At 55.1% G+C, this 18468-nt stretch carries 20 protein-coding genes; 8 read left to right on the top strand and 12 right to left on the bottom strand.

Features of this window, described 5'->3' with window-relative positions; genetic code table 11:
- Positions 1 to 25: 25 nt before the first annotated feature.
- The 10 genes from Abci_RS07285 to Abci_RS07240 all read right to left on the bottom strand — a co-directional run bounded on the left by Abci_RS07285 (position 26) and on the right by Abci_RS07240 (position 10098).
- On the bottom strand, positions 26 to 1354 hold the full coding sequence (locus Abci_RS07285) for a DEAD/DEAH box helicase (RefSeq protein ID WP_048838469.1): 1329 nt from the start codon (positions 1352 to 1354) through the stop codon (positions 26 to 28).
- A gap of 486 nt (positions 1355 to 1840) precedes the next feature.
- Positions 1841 to 2458 (bottom strand): methionine biosynthesis protein MetW, encoded by a 618-nt coding sequence (gene metW / locus Abci_RS07280; RefSeq protein ID WP_048838468.1) that lies wholly within the window; start codon positions 2456 to 2458, stop codon positions 1841 to 1843.
- On the bottom strand, positions 2458 to 3633 hold the full coding sequence (metX, locus tag Abci_RS07275) for a homoserine O-acetyltransferase MetX (RefSeq protein ID WP_048838467.1): 1176 nt from the start codon (positions 3631 to 3633) through the stop codon (positions 2458 to 2460). Before metX ends, metW begins: the two co-directional genes overlap by 1 nt.
- Before the next feature lie 147 nt (positions 3634 to 3780).
- Positions 3781 to 5586: a translation elongation factor 4 gene (gene lepA, locus Abci_RS07270; RefSeq protein ID WP_048838466.1), complete on the bottom strand. Its 1806-nt coding sequence runs from the start codon at positions 5584 to 5586 to the stop codon at positions 3781 to 3783.
- A 129-nt stretch (positions 5587 to 5715) separates the two neighbouring features.
- Positions 5716 to 6378 (bottom strand): helix-turn-helix transcriptional regulator, encoded by a 663-nt coding sequence (locus Abci_RS07265; RefSeq protein ID WP_048838465.1) that lies wholly within the window; start codon positions 6376 to 6378, stop codon positions 5716 to 5718.
- The gene (locus Abci_RS07260) at positions 6375 to 6620 is read right to left on the bottom strand and encodes a hypothetical protein (protein ID WP_181015825.1); all 246 of its coding nucleotides are present in this window, start codon (positions 6618 to 6620) and stop codon (positions 6375 to 6377) included. The genes Abci_RS07265 and Abci_RS07260 overlap by 4 nt, the downstream gene beginning before the upstream one ends.
- 72 nt (positions 6621 to 6692) lie before the next feature.
- Complete coding sequence (locus Abci_RS07255; protein WP_048838463.1) at positions 6693 to 8312, bottom strand: ABC-F family ATP-binding cassette domain-containing protein; 1620 nt, start codon at positions 8310 to 8312, stop codon at positions 6693 to 6695.
- A gap of 82 nt (positions 8313 to 8394) precedes the next feature.
- Complete coding sequence (locus tag Abci_RS07250) at positions 8395 to 9252, bottom strand: NmrA family NAD(P)-binding protein (protein ID WP_048838462.1); 858 nt, start codon at positions 9250 to 9252, stop codon at positions 8395 to 8397.
- A gap of 113 nt (positions 9253 to 9365) precedes the next feature.
- Positions 9366 to 9536, bottom strand: coding sequence for a hypothetical protein (locus Abci_RS07245; protein WP_158319785.1), 171 nt, complete (start codon positions 9534 to 9536; stop codon positions 9366 to 9368).
- A 382-nt stretch (positions 9537 to 9918) separates the two neighbouring features.
- Complete coding sequence (locus Abci_RS07240) at positions 9919 to 10098, bottom strand: hypothetical protein (protein ID WP_048838461.1); 180 nt, start codon at positions 10096 to 10098, stop codon at positions 9919 to 9921.
- 347 nt (positions 10099 to 10445) lie between these two features.
- Here Abci_RS07240 and Abci_RS07235 point away from each other — a divergent pair, with 347 nt between their 5' ends.
- The 7 genes from Abci_RS07235 to Abci_RS07205 all read left to right on the top strand — a co-directional run bounded on the left by Abci_RS07235 (position 10446) and on the right by Abci_RS07205 (position 15239).
- Complete coding sequence (locus tag Abci_RS07235; RefSeq protein WP_048838573.1) at positions 10446 to 10973, top strand: Spy/CpxP family protein refolding chaperone; 528 nt, start codon at positions 10446 to 10448, stop codon at positions 10971 to 10973.
- Between the two features lie 243 nt (positions 10974 to 11216).
- Positions 11217 to 11297: a pyrroloquinoline quinone precursor peptide PqqA gene (pqqA, locus tag Abci_RS07230; protein WP_048838458.1), complete on the top strand. Its 81-nt coding sequence runs from the start codon at positions 11217 to 11219 to the stop codon at positions 11295 to 11297.
- 78 nt (positions 11298 to 11375) lie between these two features.
- A complete protein-coding gene (pqqB, locus tag Abci_RS07225) occupies positions 11376 to 12287 on the top strand; it encodes a pyrroloquinoline quinone biosynthesis protein PqqB (RefSeq protein WP_048838457.1) in 912 nt (303 codons plus the stop codon).
- On the top strand, positions 12284 to 13024 hold the full coding sequence (pqqC, locus tag Abci_RS07220) for a pyrroloquinoline-quinone synthase PqqC (protein ID WP_048838456.1): 741 nt from the start codon (positions 12284 to 12286) through the stop codon (positions 13022 to 13024). Before pqqB ends, pqqC begins: the two co-directional genes overlap by 4 nt.
- Positions 13021 to 13314, top strand: a complete 294-nt coding sequence (pqqD, locus tag Abci_RS07215; protein ID WP_048838455.1) for a pyrroloquinoline quinone biosynthesis peptide chaperone PqqD — start codon at positions 13021 to 13023, stop codon at positions 13312 to 13314. Before pqqC ends, pqqD begins: the two co-directional genes overlap by 4 nt.
- The gene (gene pqqE, locus Abci_RS07210) at positions 13311 to 14417 is read left to right on the top strand and encodes a pyrroloquinoline quinone biosynthesis protein PqqE (RefSeq protein ID WP_048838454.1); all 1107 of its coding nucleotides are present in this window, start codon (positions 13311 to 13313) and stop codon (positions 14415 to 14417) included. Before pqqD ends, pqqE begins: the two co-directional genes overlap by 4 nt.
- 57 nt (positions 14418 to 14474) lie before the next feature.
- Positions 14475 to 15239, top strand: a complete 765-nt coding sequence (locus Abci_RS07205) for a DUF2987 domain-containing protein (protein WP_048838453.1) — start codon at positions 14475 to 14477, stop codon at positions 15237 to 15239.
- A gap of 47 nt (positions 15240 to 15286) precedes the next feature.
- On the opposite strand, the gene Abci_RS07200 is transcribed toward Abci_RS07205, so the two are convergent.
- Both Abci_RS07200 and Abci_RS07195 read right to left on the bottom strand, forming a co-directional pair.
- Entirely contained in the window at positions 15287 to 16294 is a 1008-nt protein-coding gene (locus Abci_RS07200) for a ferritin-like domain-containing protein (RefSeq protein ID WP_048838452.1), read from the bottom strand.
- 131 nt (positions 16295 to 16425) lie between these two features.
- Positions 16426 to 17109: an ATP-dependent Clp protease proteolytic subunit gene (locus tag Abci_RS07195; RefSeq protein ID WP_181015824.1), complete on the bottom strand. Its 684-nt coding sequence runs from the start codon at positions 17107 to 17109 to the stop codon at positions 16426 to 16428.
- A gap of 151 nt (positions 17110 to 17260) precedes the next feature.
- Here Abci_RS07195 and Abci_RS07190 point away from each other — a divergent pair, with 151 nt between their 5' ends.
- On the top strand, positions 17261 to 18373 hold the full coding sequence (locus Abci_RS07190; RefSeq protein ID WP_371861378.1) for an OmpA family protein: 1113 nt from the start codon (positions 17261 to 17263) through the stop codon (positions 18371 to 18373).
- The last annotated feature ends 95 nt before the right edge of the window (positions 18374 to 18468 follow it).

Genomic DNA, 18468 nt, shown 5'->3' with positions numbered 1-18468 from the left:
AGCCGTCCAGTTTTTTAAACAGAACTTAACGTGGGCCAGCCGCTGCACGACCGCCATGCCCGCGGCCACCGCCACTGCCTGACCTGCGCGGCGCACCACTCTGTGGGCCACCACGACCGCCACCGCCACCCGGACGACCACCGCGCGGCGGGCCACCACGACCACGGCCACCACCACCGCCAAGGACCGGTGGGCGCTGGGTAGAATTCTCTGCATCGGTTGAGTGCCAAGGGTGATCCCGAACAACAGGAATGGGCTTGCCAATTGTCTTTTCAATGTCACGCAGCCAAGCCCGCTGTTCTGGGTCACAGAAAGACACTGCCCATCCATCACGGCCAGCACGCGCGGTACGACCAATGCGATGCACATAGCTTTCCGGCACATTTGGCAGGTCGTAGTTGAAAACGTGACTGACTTCATCAACGTCAATACCACGAGCGGCAATATCGGTCGCGACCAGAACCTTCACGCTCCCGGCGCGAAAACCTTTCATGGCACGCTCACGAGCCCCCTGTGACTTGTTGCCGTGAATAGCCTCCGCAACAATGTTGTTCTTGTTCAGAAACTCAGCAACCTTATTGGCTTCATGCTTCATGAGCGTGAACACAACGGCACGTGCCACCTTGGGTGATTCAACCAGGGTCAGCAGCGCATCGCGCTTGTCAGGGCTGTTTACGAACATGACAGCCTGCTGGATACGATCAACCGTGCTGGACGGCGGCGTTACCTCAACCTGTGCAGGATCGTGCAGCAGGGAGCTTGCCAGATCTGCAATGCTACGGGGCATTGTGGCAGAGAACAGCAGGGTCTGACGTTTTTCTGGCAGGTAGGTCATAATGCGGCGGATATCGCGCACAAACCCCATATCCAGCATACGGTCAGCTTCATCAAGCACCAGGACTTCCAGTGCGGACAGATCAATATAACCCTGACCGATCAGGTCCAGCAGACGACCGGGAGCAGCTACCAGAACATCCACACCCCGGCGCATGGCTTCAACCTGACGGCCCTGCCCTACACCACCGAACACAACAGCCTGTGTGCACTTCATGTAGCGGGCATAGGCCTTAAAGCTGTCGCTGATCTGGGAAACCAGCTCACGGGTAGGCGCCAGCACCAAAACTCTGGCTTTTTTAGGGCCTGCAGCTTTAGGGTTTTTGATAAGATAATCGAGAATTGGCAAAGAAAAAGCAGCGGTTTTACCGGTGCCTGTCTGTGCCAAACCAAGTAAGTCGCGCCCTTGCAAAAGGTGCGGAATGGACTGCGCCTGAATAGGGGTAGGTGTTTCATACCCCTCATCAGCCAGAGCTTTTAATAATGGGGCTTCAAGTTTCAGGTCTAAGAACGTCGTCATCGGGGCGAAAACCTCTTTGTGCCACCTGACAAGACAAGGCAAAACCAGCTTGCTTCAGTTCGCACTGCTATTTTTCAAAGCGTGCTCTCTGGCTGGCTTGAGGATTCAAACCCGCATACACGCTCATGAAACTTTTGTAATAATGCTGGCAGTGTCGCCTGTTTTGAAAAAACGTCTGAAACCCTGCCCTCTCGCATTTCATATAAGAGGACTTTTTTGGTCCCGCAAGCTTTCAGTACCAAAATGGTACTGAAAGGCGATGGCGTTCCCCTGCACGCACAGAGCAAGGCTTTACTCTGATTTTTTTTTGAATACTTGATATTCGGATGTTTTAATTCACTTTTTTGCGGAACGGGCAGATTTTTACTCTACTTCAATCCGGCAAAAATATGAAACCTAACAAATTTTTAAGAAGAAATTTTCAACCTATGAATCGTTCTAACCTCTGGCCGCGCCTGTGCGGGTCAGAATTTAAGGGGCCTTCCACTATTTTGGCAGGCAGTCTTCCTTCCGGCCCAGCAGGAAAAGAGCCTGCTCCCCAAATAAATTAGCCAATCGGATAGACCGCCGCCACGGTGCGCGCTCCCCGTCTTCATCCACGGCCATCCACTGTTGCACACAATATCCCTCCTCCTGACAGAGCGCCAGAAAGTCACGAATGGTACAGGGGTGGATATTCGGTGTCTCATACCACGGGGTATGCCACACGGTTGTCATGGGCATCCGGCCGCTAAACAGCATCATCAAACGCAATTGCCAGTGACCAAAGTTAGGGAAGGACACAATGGCATGGCGGCCTATACGCAGCATCTGGCGGAGCACTTCACGGGGCCGCTCCACTGCCTGAAGCGTGCGTTGCAGCACCACATAGTCAAACGCGCTATCGGGGTAATGTGCAAGATCGTGGTCAGCATCCCCATGAACCACCGGCAGGCCATGCGCCACGGAGCGGGACACTTCCCGCATATCAATTTCAATCCCTCGCGCATCGCACCCACGGAAGCGGGACAGATGGTCCAGCAGAGCGCCATCACCGCTGCCAATATCCAGCACGCGGGTTCCGGGTTGAATCATCTCAGCAATCAGGCGTTGGTCCAGACGCATCAGGCAAGCCCCGCACGGTCAGCAACACCACACAGAAAGCCCCTTACTGTGCGGTCAAAATCCGGTTCATCAAGCAGGAAGGCATCATGGCCCTTGTCTGTCTCTATCTCCACAAAGGACACGTTGGCCGCCGCCTGATTGAGCGAACGCACCAGATAACGTGAACTGGACGTGGGGAACAACCAGTCAGAAGAAAAAGAGACCACACAGAACTTTACCTGTGTTCCGGCAAACGCTGCGGGAAGTTCCCCGCCATAGTCGGCTGCCAGATCAAACCAGTCCATAGCCCGCGTGATGGTCAGATAGGAGTTGGCATCAAAACGCCGTACAAAAGACGAGCCCTGATAACGCAGGTAGGATTCCACCTCGAACACATCACTGAACATGGAGAGTGACGCTTCTGGTGCCTGCGCATTTGCAGGGTCCCTGCGCACCCGGCGGCCAAATTTACGGGTCAGAGCTTCCTCGGACAGGTAGGTGATGTGTGCCATCATGCGCGCCACGGCCAGACCACGGGCGGGCACAACCCCCTGCTGCCAATAGCGCCCTGCATGCCAGTCCGGGTCTGCAAAAATGGACTGACGCCCAACCTCGTTAAACGCAATATTCTGGGCAGAATGATACGGCGCTGTGGCAATGGGCATGGCCGCCAGCATCATGTCCGGGTAGGTGACGGTCCATTCCAGCACCTGCATGCCGCCCATGGAGCCACCCACCACGGCAAACAGTTTTTCTATCCCCAGATGCCGGACCAATTTGTATTGTGCCCGCACCATGTCACGGATGGTAATGGGCGGAAAATCTGTCCCCCACCGTTCTGTGCCATGGCCCTTGCCATCTGTACGCAAAGATCTGGGGCCAGTTGACCCCATGCATCCGCCTAACACGTTCATACAGATGATGAAGAAACGATTTGTGTCTATTGGCCGCCCTGGCCCCACCATCCGGGACCACCATCCGGGTTTGCCTGTGTGCGGGTGATTTTCCGCCACATACTGATCCCCAGTGAAGGCATGGCAGACAACAATGGCATTATCGCGCTTGGGGGAAAGTGTGCCGTATGTGCAGTAGGCTACATCCAGCGATGCCAGATGGGCACCACATTCAAGGTCCAACCCATCCGGAAAAGTAAAATGAGGATGGTCACCACCATCAAGAGGGGCTGTGCTGTTCATGGCTTGCTCTACAACTCCAGCAGGATGAGGTCCAACATAGGTGCGGCAACAGGGTGAGGAAGAAGCGCTGCGTGGGAGCAAAAGCCCCTGCGTCCACCCTTTTACAGGCGAGAGGAGAGGCTTTTTGCTCCCTCTCGCCGTATAAAATCAGCTATCCATTTTCAGGGCAGCAAGGAAGGCGCTTTGTGGAATTTCCACCTTGCCAAACTGCCGCATACGCTTTTTGCCCTCTTTCTGCTTTTCAAGCAGTTTGCGCTTACGGGAGATATCCCCCCCGTAACATTTGGCCGTCACGTCCTTGGAAAGAGCGCCGATGGTCTCACGCGCAATAACTTTGCTGCCGATGGCAGCCTGAACCGCAATTTTAAAGAGCTGGCGCGGAATAAGGTCCTTAAGCCGGGCGCAAATAGCACGGCCACGGGTTTCCGCTGCTGAACGATGCGCAATGAAGGAGAGCGCATCTACCGGTTCCTGATTCACCAGAATGGAAATACGGACGAGGTCGCTCTCTTCATATCCATCCATCTGGTAGTCAAAGCTGGCATAGCCGCGCGTCAGAGACTTCAGGCGGTCATAGAAATCAAACACCACTTCGTTCAGTGGCAGGCGGTACACGGCCATGGCGCGTGTGCCAACGTAGGTCAGGTCAACCTGAACACCACGGCGCTCCGTGCAGAGGGTCAGCACGGCACCCAGATATTCGTCCGGCACCATGATGGTGGCTTTGATCCACGGTTCGTAAATGGTCTCAATCTGGGAGAGGTCCGGCATATCCGCCGGGTTGTGCAGTTCTTCCTCAACACCGTTGGTCAAGGTTAACTTGTAAACAACAGATGGGGCTGTCGCGATCAGGTCAAGGTCAAATTCGCGGGACAGGCGTTCCTGAATAATTTCCAGATGCAACAGCCCAAGGAAGCCACAGCGGAACCCGAACCCAAGTGCGGCTGATGTCTCGGCCTCATAATGGAAAGACGCATCGTTCAGGCGCAGCTTGGACAGGCTGTCACGCAGTTTTTCAAAGTCATCTGCGACAATGGGGAAGAGACCACACCAGACCACCGGAATGGAGGGTTTGAACCCTGCCAAAGCCGTTTCTGCCGGGCGGCGGTCATCCGTAATGGTATCACCCACGTTACAGTCCGCCACGGTTTTGATGGCGGCGTTAATGTAGCCCATCTCACCCGGCCCAAGGCTTTCCACGTTGGTCATGCGCGGGGAGAACACACCCACCTGATCCACCAGATGAACGGCGCCGTTGGACATCATGCGGATTTTCATGCCGCGCTTCAGGCGGCCTTCCTTGATACGTACCAGCACGATAACGCCCAGATAAGGGTCGTACCAGCTATCTACCAGCATGGCCTGAAGCGGTTTTTCTGCATCGCCCACAGGCGGCGGCAGGCGGGTCACCACGGCTTCCAGCACGCCTTCAATATTCAGGCCTGTCTTGGCGGAAATTTCAACGGCATCATCGGCCGGAATGCCAATAACTTCTTCAATCTGCGCTTTTACGCGCTCAGGTTCTGCCGCAGGCAGGTCAACCTTGTTGAGAATGGGCACAATTTCGTGGTTGGCATCAATGGCCTGATACACGTTGGCCAGTGTCTGCGCTTCCACACCCTGTGACGCATCAACCACCAGCAGAGACCCCTCACACGCGGCAAGCGAGCGGCTGACTTCATAGGCAAAGTCAACATGTCCGGGCGTGTCCATCAGGTTCAACACATAGGTGTTGCCGTCTTTGGCCGGGTAGGTCAGACGTACGGTCTGGGCCTTGATGGTAATGCCCCGCTCGCGCTCGAGATCCATGTTATCGAGCACCTGATTAGACATCTCGCGGGCAGTCAATGCGCCGCAAGCCTGAATCAGGCGGTCTGCCAGTGTCGATTTGCCATGATCAATATGAGCAATAATCGAGAAATTACGGATCAGCGAAAGGGGTGTGTCGGTCATGCTGCTCCCTTTAAGCGATACGGAAACAAAAGTCAGCCGGTTCTATCCTCAGCAATGTCTGTTTTGCTGTAAATTTTTACGCATTGCCCGGTGTCAGCCATGCCAAAGCCTGTTTTATCCCGCCTCTCCCTACAGGGTGATCATAATAATACGGTGTACCCACACCGCAGGAGGCCCTTCCGACACGATCATCTGCCCCTGAGGGGCCGAGTCCTGCAAAGTCTCCAGCAATGGGGCAATGCTGGCTGGGCTTCCGCCATGCCATATCCCCACATGCGGGGGCTGCCCGGCTTGCGTAAGCAGCACGCGGTCTGACAAACGCGGCGTCAGGTCTGGCAGGACAATCAACGAACTACCTTCCCGTATAACAGGCTCCAGCATGGCGTTATCTACGCGCACTGCATAGGCCCCCGTCGGTGCCCCACCGGGTATGGCCGCAGGCTCCCATTCCAGCCCGGCAGGATGCCCCAACTCATCAAAAAGGCTGTTGCCGGATAACTGGGAAAAATACAGGCTGGGAATAAGGCGGCTGGAGCGTTGGGATACGCCTGTACCCTCGCCCCCCTCAACATGCCGTGCAAATGCAGACAGAGACACGTTTAAAACAGCAAGTGCGGCCAGAAGGCTGCTCAGGGCAGGCCAGCGATAAGCGCCTTGTGCCCCACGCCTGCGGGATGGGTTAAAGGTTGTTGCATCCAATCCTGCCGCCTTTGCCAGACCAGACGGACTAAGCCCCCGCTGAAAAGCCAGATCATCTAATGCCTGCCATAGGGCAAGCGGCGTGATGCTCATGGGTGCAAGGTAAGTTTTTTACCCGATGTCAGCACTTCCTGCGCGTGGCGGGCCTTACCTGCATCTGTCGCAACAAACCGGCCTTGTGGCAGGCGGGTTACAAAACCCATACGTTCCATACGCTCCAGGCAGGGGTCGTCCCGCAGCCCTGTCGGGCGGCCTGTAGCCCCAGCCAGGCACAGCCGATGCAGGGCCGAGCGGCAACAGGTTTCCAGATAAGGCTCGTTCCATGTCACGCTCAAAGATGCTGCCTTCCGGGTTGAGTGGTAAACGAGACCTGAACGGATAATCCCCCGCCCCGTTGCATGACGGTTTTAATGAAGGCCCGGCGCTTCATGCCCGGTGCGGGCAACATATTCCGTGTAGCCGCCACCATATTGATGAATGCCCTCCGGTGTCAGCTCCAGCACACGGTTGGACAGTGCCGCCAGAAAGTGCCGGTCATGCGAGACAAACAGCATGGTGCCTTCATAGTTGGCCAGTGCTTTGACCAGCATTTCCTTGGTTGCCATATCAAGATGGTTGGTTGGTTCGTCAAGCACCAGAAAATTTGGCGGATCGTACAGCATAAGCGCCATAACAAGGCGGGCTTTTTCGCCCCCTGACAATACACGGCAGCTCTTTTCTATTTCATCGCCTGAAAAACCGAACCCGCCAGCCAGAGTCCGCAAGGCGCCCTGATTGGCCAGCGGGAAGGCGTGTTCCAGCGTTTCGTAAATCGTCCGGTCACCGTCCAGCAGGTCCATGGCATGCTGGGCAAAATAGCCCATTTTGACGTTACTGCCGATTGTAACCGTACCGGCATCTGGCTGGGTGGTGCCCGCCACAAGCTTCAACAGGGTTGATTTCCCAGCCCCGTTTACCCCCATAATACAGCACCGCTCTCCACGGCGGATCAACAGGTCCAACCCTTTATAAATGACCTTTTCACCGTAGCTTTTATCAACGCCCTGAAAATTGGCTACAATATCCCCTGACCGTGGGGCCGGTGGAAATTCAAAGCTCAGGGCCTGCCGCCGTTTCGGGGGCTCAACCCGGTCAATTTTATCCAGTTTCTTGACCCGGCTTTGTACCTGCGCCGCATGAGAGGCACGCGCCTTGAAGCGTTCAATAAAGCTGACTTCCTTTGCCAGCATGGCCTGCTGCCGCTCAAACTGGGCCTGCTGCTGCTTCTCCGTAATGGCGCGTTGCTGCTCGTAAAACTCATAGTCGCCTGAAAAACTGGTTAGGCTGCCACCATCAATTTCAATGACCTTATTGATAATGCGGTTCATGAAAGCACGGTCATGGGAGGTCATCAGGAGCGCCCCGTCATACCCAACCAGAAACTGCTCCAGCCAGATCATGCTCTCAAGGTCCAAATGGTTGCTTGGTTCGTCAAGCAGCATCACATCCGGGCGCATGAGCAAAATGCGGGCCAAGGCCACACGCATTTTCCAACCACCGGACAGATTACCAACATCCCCGTCCATCATGGCCTGACTAAAGCCCAACCCGTGCAGCACTTCCCTTGCACGGCCATCCAGCGCATAGCCACCCAGATCTTCAAACTGGCCCTGTACCTCACCAAAGCGTTCCAGAATGGCATCCAGTTGATCAAACTGCTCCGGGTCGGCCATAGCCGCTTCCAACTGGGCCAGTTCCGCCGCCACTTCCGAGACCGCACCCGCCCCGTTCATCACCTCCGCCACGGCGGAGCGCCCGGACATTTCCCCCACATCCTGACTGAAGAAGCCGATTGTCACCCCGCGGTCTGTCAGCACGTGCCCTTCGTCAGGTTCTTCCTGCTTGGTAATCATGCGGAAAAGTGTGGACTTACCAGCCCCGTTAGGCCCGACCAGCCCTATTTTCTCACCTTTTTGCAGCGCGGCCGAGGCTTCAATAAAGATAAGCCGCTGGCCATTATGTTTGCTGATGTTATCAAGGCGGATCATACGGGGTCTTTCTGGCTAAAGGTGCGGGCACTTATTCCCGAAGCATGCCAGAAGGTAAACCGTCTGTACGCACTTTCCTGCGCTAACCAGCCAATGCAGCCTGCAAATAACGCGCCAACGATGTGCCCCCTTTATGAGGCGCTACGGGCAACGGATAGCGTTTATGAACAAAAATGTCCGTCATGGTCGTGTAGGAGTGGGCCGCCTGCTCCGAAAACCCATTCTGCCGATAAGCTGCAAGCCACTCACTTTGCGGAATGGTCGTTACACGTATGTCACGCCCCGCAAGCTGGCCCATAACCCGCGCTACATCTGCTGGTGTATAGAGACTCGGCCCTTCGATGGAGAACGTGCCTGTCTCTGTTACAGGTGCCAAAAGGTGATGGGCTGCGTATAATCCCACATCCTCAGGTGCGACCATCGGAAAGCGCTCTTCTACCGGAAGAAAAGTCAGCAATTGGCCTGTGGTGCGTACCTGCTCAAAAGCCGTGCACCAGTTACTCATGTAATAGGCCGCGCGTATGAAACTGGCAGGAACACCTAATTGCCGCACTCCCTCTTCCAGCTCAAACAGCACGCCAAGGTCTGCGCAGTGCTCACCTTGTTGTGCACCGTAAGTGGATTGCACAACCACCTTTTGGAGTGAGGCTGCTTTCAGAGCCGCGAGAATAGCCTGTACGGACTGCCGTTCTACATAATCTGTATTCTGGTCTGGCGCGGCGGGAGGATTGAGCACAAACGCCCGTTCAGCCTGCTGAAACAGCGCGCTTAGGGCCGGTGTGTCCAGCAGATCAAGCACCACAGCCTGCGCCCCGTTCTGCCGCCATAAGTCAGCTTTTTGCGCATTACGCGTTACAACTGTGAGCGGTTTTTGCGCTTTTAGCAGCGCCCGTGCAACGGCACCCCCAATATGGCCTGTGGCCCCCAAAACAACGAACATGTCTTAATGATTTGCCCTGCTACAGTGTGACGGACACCTAATACACAAACACCCGTGTGGCGGCGTGCCACACGGGTGTTTGTAGTATCCTGTCGTGTAGACCAATCCAAGCGTTAAGCCTGTTCGATATTATCCTGCTTTACGCCCTGAATGACGTATCCGCCCATCAGCAGAGCGGGCACAACGAATGCTACGCAGAAGAGCGGGAAGCTCATATCATTCAGCTTGATCCCAACCAGCATCAGATCAAGGCCAAAAATAATCAGGCACACAAATAAGCTCATTGCTTTATACTTTCCAGACGACTGCTCTTGCCTTGCAGTTGATTATGTCAACTGCCGGGAAGTGTTGCCAAAATTTTCAGAAACATCCCCGCTCACAATTCCTGTCGAGAAGAGTGTTTTGATGTGCGCAAATCTGCCTCTGCTATTCAAAAAAGTCAAACTTTATTCTATTTTTTGAATAAATGAACCAAATTAGTCCTGTTTTTTGGCGTTATTTTCTTGTTTTTGTAAATATAAAGCCTCTATTTATTTTATTTTTAAATATATTGATTTTATCTGATATCTGACAAAACCCCTGCGTTCTGTGCGCCAACTCCCCTGCTAGCAAGCCCCTAGTTTTCAGGGGTAGAGGGCGCACCGCACCAGACTATCGGACCCTTTTTTATTGTTGCTTTATAATATCAATATTGTCCTGTTTCGCACCATAGGCGACATAAGTGCTCATAAGGAGTACAGGAACAATAAAAGCTACGCTGAATTCTACAAAATTCATGGTGTCGTATTTTAACCCCACCACCAATATATCCAGCGCTATCAGAATAAAATTAACAAATACGCTCATAGTTTAGATCTCCAGACCATACTTGCCCGTTATCAATTTCTAAAAATCGGGCGAGTATTGTTTTGCACAGTGCAGAATGGAAGATTTAACGTCCCTATTTTATAAAAATTCTTCCTAAACCCACTGATAATCCGTTATTTATGTATAAAATAATAATTTTAATTACTTATATTCAGCATCTGGCGTTTTTTATATTTTTCCTGACATCCCCTCTTATAGATGTCATGTTTTCTACATTCGTTCACGAAAACGCCATTTTGTCACCACATAACTTGGAGCATCCTGTGAGAGCAGGGAAATCCAAACTGCTGGATTTTTCTCTTTGAATGACAACAAAGGCATTTGAAATGAAAAAGGCTTTACTAGCCACCGCCCTGACTTTTGGCATGTTCACCGCAGCGGGTTCTCTCGCACGGGCTGATGAAGCGACACCTCCCCCACCACCACCTCCGCACCATGGTCTGTGCCATCATCACGGTTCCATGCTGCCTCTCGATGATATTAAGCTGACGGCTTCCCAGAAAAAGAAAATTGACGCCATCCGTGAGGCAAGCCGCCCCACGACCAAACCAGACATGACACAGGAACGCGCCCTGCATCAGCAGATCCGTGCCCTGTTAACGGCCCCAGGCCCTGTTGACACTGCCCAGATCAGCACACTTCAGCAGCAACTTTCTACGTTGCACACGCAACATGAAACCGAGCGCATGCAGCGTGAACTGCAAAAAGAAGTGCAGATTCATGACGTGTTGACCAAAAAGCAGCTCAAACAAATTGCTGAGCACAAGGACGAAGGCCCAACCTGCCCTCCTCCCCCGCCTCCTCCGGGTGAAGACGGTGCGCCCCCTCCGCCTCCAGCACCCCCTGCACAGTAAACCGCTTACAGAAAGGCCACTCCTGATGGGGTGGCCTTTTTACCAAGCAGAACCAGACCTGTTTCATACTTGAGACAGCGCTTTTCACAGTCTCGTGAAAAACATGAAAATCCCCCCATGTGTCGCAGCCAGAGGTTGCGTTTGGGCTCGTTTTCTCCAAATTCAAGCGTGGTTGCAGGGGCTGCTTCCGGGTTATCTCCCTGCATGGCACACTCATTAACGAACCAGAGACAGGAGCATATCATGGCTTGGACCACACCACAGGTTACCGAAATTCCTTTGGGCGCAGAAATCAACAGCTACGTTTGCGGCCAGAAGAAGTAAGATCTTCTTCCCCTATGCCGCCAGTGGTGCAGCCCTTTCGGGTTCCCACTGGCGGCATTTTTAGTTTAAGCCTTCACCATGCTTGATATTATCGTTCTAGGCGCTGCCGCTGGTGGCGGTTTCCCTCAATGGAACTCCAACGCACCGGGTTGTAACCGCGCCCGTGCTCAGGATCCCACAGCACCGGCCCGCACGCAGGCGTCTCTGGCTGTCAGTGGTGATGGTACGCACTGGTATGTGCTCAATGCGTCACCAGACCTGCGTACGCAAATTAACCAGACACCGGCTTTGCACCCCAAAACAGGTTTGCGCTCCACCCCCATCAGCGGTGTCGTGCTGACAAGCGGGGAGATTGATACCATTACCGGCCTGCTGACCATGCGGGAAAAACAGGCTTTCGATCTCTATGCGGCCGCACCTGTGCTGGCCCAGCTTGATGCCAACCCCATATTTGAAGCGCTCGACCGCACGCTCGTGCCACGCCACAGCATGGCACTTGAGCAGCCGCTTGCCCTTACCCCTGCCGGTTTTACCATCACGCCGTTTGCCGTCCCCGGTAAAGTTCCCCTCTATGCCGAACAAGGGAATAACCCTGCCGAGGTAAAAACCGATGGTGAGTTTATCGGGCTGGATATTTCAGACGGTACGCGCCACGCCTTTTTCATTCCCGGTTGCGCCATGATGACAGACGCCCTGAGCAAACGCCTTGATGGGGCCGACCTTGTCTTCTTTGATGGTACCCTGTGGACGGACGATGAAATGGTCCGTGCAGGTTTGGGAGCAAAAACCGGCAAACGCATGGGTCATATGTCTATTGCGGACGAACCCGATGGCACCCGTGCTGCGTTTACTCCCCTGACGATTGGGCGCAAAATCCTCATTCATATCAATAACTCCAACCCTATCCTGCTTGCTGACTCGCCGGAACGGCGGGACATTGAACAGGCCGGGTGGGACGTGGCCTTCGACGGCATGAGAGTAACGCTATGACACACCGCCTCCTCACCCCAGAAGAACTGGAAGCCGCACTGCTCGCCATAGGGGCGGAGCGTTACCATAACCTGCACCCGTTCCACCGTGCGTTGCACGACGGCAAACTGAACAAGGGTCAGGTTCAGGCGTGGGCGCTGAACCGGTACTATTATCAGGCCAGTATTCCTGCCAAGGATGCCACCCTTCTGGCCCGCCTGCCCACGGCGGAACTCCGCCGGGAATGGCGGCGGCGGCTGGTTGACCATGACGGTACGGAACCCGGTACCGGAGGGGTGGCGCGCTGGCTCCGGTTAACGGATGGTCTCGGCCTTGATCGGGCTTATGTGGAATCTCTGGACGGTCTGCTGCCCGGCACACGCTTTGCCGTGGAGGCCTATGTACATTTTGTTCGGGACCGCTCCATTCTGGAAGCGATTGCCTCCTCCCTCACAGAGCTGTTCTCACCCACTATCATAAGTGAGCGTGTGTCCGGCATGTTGCGGAACTACGACTTTGTGACGGAAGAAACATTAGCCTACTTCACCCCACGTCTGACACAGGCCCCGCAGGACTCCGCTTTCGCGCTGGGGTATGTGAAGGAACATGCCCGGACTGTTGAGCAGCAGCAGGCTGTGCTGAATGCTCTCACGTTCAAATGCGGTGTGCTTTGGTCCATGCTGGATGAACTGGATTATGCCTATGTGGCACCCGGCCATATTCCACCCGGCGCGTTCAAGCCGCAGGATGCATCATGACCGAAACCTCTGAACCGTTTTCAGAAGAAACCGTGCTGCGCTTTGCGCGGGGCACCCGCCTGCAATATGATCGCGTGCGCGAACAGTGGTTTATTCAGGCCCCTGAAAGAGCTTTTATTGCTGACCCGTCCGCTGCAGAAATCTTGCAGTTGATTGATGGCAAACGCACTCTGGGTACTGTGACAGACAAACTGCTTCAAAAGTTTTCTGCAACACGCGATGTTCTTGTGCATGATGTTCTGCACATGACGCGGGAACTGGCGGACAAACAGGTTTTGCAGGTGGTATGACTGCTATACCACCCCCCATGAGCCTGCTGGCAGAAGTAACGCATCGCTGCCCGCTTCAATGCCCTTACTGTTCCAACCCCCTCCGTCTTGACCCACGCACGGATGAACTCAGCACCGCAGACTGGCTGCGCGTGCTGGATGAAGCGGCGGCAATGGGTGTCCTTCAGGTACATTTTTCCGGTGGGGAGCCTATGGCACGGCCGGATCTGCCTGATTTGGTCCGCCATGCTGTGTCACTGGGGCTTTATACCAACCTTATTACATCAGGCGTGCTCCTGAACGCCAAAAGCCTGAAGGCCCTGACGGATGCCGGGCTGGACCATGTCCAGCTCTCTTTTCAGGATGCTGATACGGCAGAAGCCGAGCGCATTGGCGGGATGGCGGGTGCGCAGGCCAAAAAATTGGAAGCTGCCCGCCTGATCAAGGAGGATGGGCTTCCTCTGACCCTGAATTTTGTCATTCACCGGCAGAATGCCGCCCGTGTGCCTGCCATGCTGAATATGGCGGAGCGTCTGGGTGCGCGGCGGGTGGAAATTGCACACACCCAATATTATGGCTGGGGGCTCCTCAACCGGGATGCTTTGCTGCCCTCCCGCGCACAACTGGAAGAGACAGAGCATACCGTTGCTGCCGCACGGGCACGGTTTGGTACCCGCCTTGCCATAGATTTTGTGACGCCGGACTACTATGCGGACCAGCCGAAACCCTGCATGGGCGGCTGGGGTCAACGCTTCCTGAACATAGCGCCCACCGGCAAAGTATTACCCTGCCACGCAGCAGAGAGTATTCCGGGTCTGACATTTCCCACCGTGCGGGAAAGCAGCCTTCAGGACATCTGGCAGAATGCCCCCCTTTTCACGCTTTATCGCGGTACGGACTGGATGCCTGACCCCTGCCGCTCCTGTGCATTTAAAGAGCAGGATTGGGGTGGCTGCCGCTGCCAGGCTCTGGCTTTGACCGGAGATGCCAGCGCAACAGACCCCGTTTGCAACCAGGCCCCCGGTCACGGTGTTATTAAGCAGGCCATTGCCAACCGTCCGGCTGTACCCCCCGCTTTCCGGTACAGACGTTACGGCAATGGGGAAATAACAAACGGCACGTAACGCTGCGTTGCGTGCCCCTGCCACACCTGCCCGGCCCTTTATGGTATAGGGGGAGATATGACCTTTTTACGCCACCCCCTCGCCCTTGCAGCCTGCCTTTCTCTTCCCCTGTTACCGCTTTTTCCTGCTCACGCCGCGCAGGCTCCACAGACCGAGAGTGTGGACGTTCACGCAGCGCGCACTGTTCTGGTGCAGCATTATCGTAAGGTAGGGCGCTTCTATCGGCGCTTTAATGCTCTACCGGAGCAGGACCGCGCCAATCTTTCCCTCCATGTTCTGGGCCGTATTCTGCCGGAAGATAAGCCTTTGTCCTTTGCAAAGCTTCATTTGCAGACACAGGCAGGACAGGTGCCTTTGTGGCGGGATGGCAGCGATGAAATGGTTTTTCCGCTCTCCGATGCGTTATGGCAGGAAAACCCACCCCTGATGGCCACGCTGACGCAGGATGAGCATATTCATTTTGCTTTCCAGATCATGGTCAAGCCAGCCCAACCAGACAGTTTTAGCAACACACAGGCTCTGGCATGGCTCAAACAGCTAGACCACTGCATGAAAGATGTTGTGGGACTGGTTTTTTCCTTCCTGCTTCCCGGCACACAGGCGCTTGAGGTCACGCTTGCTCCCCACAGCAGCCTGCAAGCCACGGCAGATGGCCAGACCAAAACGCTTTTTGACAACACTGGAGACAGCACGGCCAGTTACACGCTGGAGCCAAAGCGCTTTAGCCAGAACACCCAGTTCCAGACAACACACGCCATAAAACAGATTATGATTAAGGTACCGATAGACCTTCATGCAGATTTAAAACGCAAGGAAGGCTAACGCATAAAAAAAGGCCTGTTCCTGACCGGGAACAGGCCTTTTTAATGTTAGACAGGCCGGTTGGCCTTCACCAGACCAGAAACAAACTGCCACCCACGACAAACATTCCGGATTGTTCGGCCAATGGCTGGCGCAGTTGTTGGCCGCAGCAGGCGGGCGTCATAGCCAGAAAAACGGCGCTCATCTTCGGTCAGGCACAAATCCATGAAGTCAGGTAAGTTCAGGTCCACACTTGCAATGTCCTTGGCCCCTGTAACGGTAAAGTTGTTGTCCTGTGTATGGACCTCACCTTTATCATCCACCGTTTTGGCAAGGCTAAGACGCTCGTAACCAAGGAAAGCCCACACCGCCCAAACCTTCAATTCAAAGAAGGGACGACGATAAAGCGGCATATCCGCCCGGTACCATGCCAGCCAGTTGGCAAATAACAGGATATGGCGGCATTCTTCCTGCATGATGGGTTCGAACGTATCAATCAGTTCCGGAGGGAAAAAGCCGGAGCGCTTGGCAAGTTCAAATAGCCCGAAGGCAAAAAAGCTATCTACACACTCGGAAAAACCAGTAACCAGATAAGCCCACTCAACATCTTTTGGCTCAATATACGGTGGCTCCGGGGCCATCGGAATATTGTAGGCCTCCACCATGTTGGACAACACTTCCTTATGGCGGTTTTCCTCCCACGCGTTGCGGGAGATGGCATCCTTAATATCCGGGTCCTGCACCAGGCGGGCATAGGCAGCCATACGCAGGCGGGCCTTGCCTTCCGTCTGTACCGCAATATCCCATATGGGCAGGGACGTTATGCGATGCAGCGTTTCAGCATCCAGCTTCGGCCAGTCAATGACAGAAGGTTTGTAAGGGTTGAACGTATCACGGAACATCTGGGCAATGGCCCGCTTATGTTCAACAGACCCCGGAACCAGAGGCCCTTGGTACGAACTGACCCAGTGACGAGCGCGGTAATCCGCCTCAGTCACAGCTTCGGCATTGGGTGGCGCTGGCAGATCATCAAGATTATCTGGCAGGCGGGAATAAATATCGGAGAGAGAACCCATGGAAGGAACCCGTTTTCTGGGAGCGCCTCCCCTTCCCTCCGCGTCAGAGCACGAAAGGCAGGAGAAAAGCCCGGTAAAACAAAAATTCCTTCCCCCGCCCGGCAGAGCGGAGGAAGAGAATGTCCCTTGGTTTAGTGAAGATCAGAAAGCTGAGAAATGATCTTTGTCACTAAGCCGTATTCAATTGCCTCATTGGCGGACATCCAGTGGTTACGGTCCGTATCCTTGGCAACTTTTTCGTAAGTCTGGCCTGTTTCACGCGCAAACAGACGGTTCAGACGCTCGCGCATCTTAATGATCTCGCGTGCTTCAATGTCGATATCCGTTGCCGGGCCACGCACGCCACCCATCGGTTGATGGAGCAGAAAGCGCGTGTTGGGCAGGCAGAAGCGGCGGTCTTTATGGCCTGCGGCAAAAATCAATGCCCCGGCAGATGCCACCCAACCCGTCCCGATCATGTTGACCGGTGCAATCGAATCGACAAACCGAATCATGTCGTGAATGGTGTCACCGCTCTCCACATGGCCGCCGGGAGAGTTGACATACACATCAATCGGCTTGTCAGACTCGCCAGCCAGCGCCAGCAGGCGGCCTGTCACATCGCGGGCCACTTTGTCGTTAATACCGCCAAAAATCAGCACCTTACGCTGCTTGAACAGCTTGTGCTCAAGCTCACCCGCAGGTGCGCCCGGGGCTTTGGCATCGTCTTTTTCAGGGTTTTCCGGTGCGTCCGGCCCTTCGTCATCCAGCTTGATGGTAGTGCGAGGGAAAATGCCCGTCATGCCTGTCTCCGCATGGTCTGTGTCTCTGCTCATACTCTATATCCTGCGCTGCCTGTGCGCTTGTGCCAAGGGGCAATTGCACAGCAATGCCAACAGAGGGTCAGATGATCTCGCCACGACGGGCCTAAGACGGTAAGGTGCTGGCCAATAATTTTATTTATGCCTGCGGAGCGTCCACCCCACCATGCAGCACCTGTGCCCCGAGCCGCGCCAGCCTAAAGATCGGCTGTGCCCTCGCCCTTCTCTCCTCCAGACCGGCACAGTGCGCATGGGTCTTTTTATGGCAACATGCCTGGTCAGCCTGAGCGCCTGCCACCATCAGGACGCCATAGACAGCACACTGGAATGGACTCAGCATATGCGCGGCGGCGTGATTGCTGCACAACGCCCCCCGCCACCTGGCGAGAGTGACCCGTACCCTCATGTTGGCCTGACACCAACCCAAGCACCGGAGATGCCCTCTCCACAGGCCCGCGCCCTGTTGACAGAACACCTGATCCGGGACCGTAACCTGACCTACCGCACGGTTGCCGCAAACGGTACGCTTACACCGGTTATTCCGCCCCCACCCAGCGCCGCCGCCACACCAGCGCCAACGCCCGCACCGGCCGCAGGCAAACCTTCTGCGCAGCCCGCCGCCGCTGCTTCTGACCAAAACCCGGATCAGCAGGATGCCTCCCCCACGCTACCTGCTGGGACATCTGGTGCTATCATGGATGCTGCTGAGGCTGCCCCGCCGCCGCCTCCAAAAGTGGATGCGCCGCAGCACACCAAACGGGCAGATGCTAAAAAACCCTCTACGACCGACAGTGTGACACAAGGCACTGAAGGCCCTGAACTGGCCATGCCCGAAGTGAAGGAAAGCACCCAGAAAGCACCCGTGCCCGAGAGCGCCTTGCCGCAAATTCCTGACGGCCCACCCATTGCCCCCGCCTTCCCCGGTTTTGATGTCCCGACTGATGCGCATCTGGCAGATGCCCCCAAGCCAAACTATGACCTGTCAGACCCTAAGGGTACGGCACTGCACTTCATGCCGCAGTCCGACCAGCTTTCCAGCGGGCAGGATGGCACTCTTGCCAAACTGATCAGCAAAACCCCCAACGGTCCCTTTTATGTGCGCGGCTTTGGCAATTCGCCCTCCCTCAGTACGCAGGATCAGGCAGATGCCGTGCAGCTTGGGTTGCTAAGGGCACAACGCGTGGCCAAGGAACTTATCAGCCGCAATGTACCAGCCAGCGCCATCCATATCAGGGGGGACGCGTTTGGTACCGGGGCACGGGTGGCTTCCTCACCCTAAGACGTAGAAAGAGGCAGAAAGCAGCGGAAGGGGAGTTGCCTGTTCCGTTTCTGCCATTACTATGTTTTTCCCCGCGCTCCTGCGGGGCGTCTGAT

The organism is Acetobacter cibinongensis, assembly GCF_000963925.1.
GTDB lineage: Bacteria > Pseudomonadota > Alphaproteobacteria > Acetobacterales > Acetobacteraceae > Acetobacter > Acetobacter cibinongensis.
This window is presented reverse-complemented; position numbering and strand designations above follow the sequence as displayed.